Genomic DNA, 1,656 nt, shown 5'->3' with positions numbered 1-1,656 from the left:
TGCCTGGCAACGTCCTACTCTTGCGGAACGTAAGTCCGACTACCATCGGCGCTAAGGAGCTTAACTTCTGTGTTCGGCATGGGAACAGGTGTGACCTCCTTGCCATTGTCACCAGACAATGAAATGTATGAAATTATACATTCAAAACTAGATAGTAAGTAAAATATGATTCAACCAAACAAAACATTTAAAATTTGATTAAGTCTTCGATCGATTAGTATTCGTCAGCTGCACATATCGCTATGCTTCCACCTCGAACCTATTAACCTCATCATCTTTGAGGGATCTTATAACCGAAGTTGGGAAATCTCATCTTGAGGGGGGCTTCATGCTTAGATGCTTTCAGCACTTATCCCGTCCATACATAGCTACCCAGCGATGCCGTTGGCACGACAACTGGTACACCAGAGGTATGTCCATCCCGGTCCTCTCGTACTAAGGACAGCTCCTCTCAAATTTCCTACGCCCACGACGGATAGGGACCGAACTGTCTCACGACGTTCTGAACCCAGCTCGCGTACCGCTTTAATGGGCGAACAGCCCAACCCTTGGGACCGACTACAGCCCCAGGATGCGATGAGCCGACATCGAGGTGCCAAACCTCCCCGTCGATGTGAACTCTTGGGGGAGATAAGCCTGTTATCCCCGGGGTAGCTTTTATCCGTTGAGCGATGGCCCTTCCATGCGGAACCACCGGATCACTAAGTCCGTCTTTCGACCCTGCTCGACTTGTAAGTCTCGCAGTCAAGCTTCCTTATGCCTTTACACTCTATGAATGATTTCCAACCATTCTGAGGAAACCTTTGAGCGCCTCCGTTACTCTTTAGGAGGCGACCGCCCCAGTCAAACTGCCCATCTGACACTGTCTCCCACCATGATAAATGGTGCGGGTTAGAAATCCAACACAGCGAGGGTAGTATCCCACCAACGCCTCCACGTAAGCTAGCGCTCACGTATCTCAGGCTCCTACCTATCCTGTACAAGCTGTGCCGAATTTCAATATCAGACTACAGTAAAGCTCCACGGGGTCTTTCCGTCCTGTCGCGGGTAACCTGCATCTTCACAGGTACTATGATTTCACCGAGTCTCTCGTTGAGACAGTGCCCAAATCGTTACGCCTTTCGTGCGGGTCGGAACTTACCCGACAAGGAATTTCGCTACCTTAGGACCGTTATAGTTACGGCCGCCGTTTACTGGGGCTTCGATTCGTAGCTTCGCAGAAGCTAACCACTCCTCTTAACCTTCCAGCACCGGGCAGGCGTCAGCCCCTATACATCACCTTACGGTTTAGCAGAGACCTGTGTTTTTGATAAACAGTCGCTTGGGCCTATTCACTGCGGCTCTCCTGGGCGTTAACCCTAAAGAGCACCCCTTCTCCCGAAGTTACGGGGTCATTTTGCCGAGTTCCTTAACGAGAGTTCGCTCGCTCACCTTAGAATTCTCATCTTGACTACCTGTGTCGGTTTGCGGTACGGGCACCACAATTCTAGCTAGAGGCTTTTCTTGGCAGTGTGAAATCAACGACTCGAGGAAACAATTTCCTCTCCCCATCACAGCTCAATCTTAAGAGTGCCGGATTTGCCTAACACTCAATCTCACTGCTTGGACGTACAATCCAATCGTACGCTTCGCCTATCCTACTGCGTCCCCCCATCG

Annotated in this window: 2 rRNA genes (1 of these 2 running past the window's edge); both read right to left on the bottom strand. The window is 50.4% G+C overall.

From position 1 onward, the window contains the following. Position 1: 1 nt before the first annotated feature. Positions 2-116: ribosomal RNA gene (gene rrf / locus ACP7BT_RS13410) — 5S ribosomal RNA — on the bottom strand. A gap of 78 nt (positions 117-194) precedes the next feature. Next, positions 195-1,656, bottom strand: a 23S ribosomal RNA gene (locus ACP7BT_RS13405); it runs 1,560 nt beyond the window's last position.

Source organism: Staphylococcus sp. Y174-1, assembly GCF_049897865.1.
Taxonomy (GTDB): Bacteria; Bacillota; Bacilli; order Staphylococcales; family Staphylococcaceae; genus Staphylococcus; species Staphylococcus saprophyticus.
The sequence above is the reverse complement of the archived record's forward strand: the minus strand, read 5'-3'. Positions and strand labels throughout refer to the sequence as shown.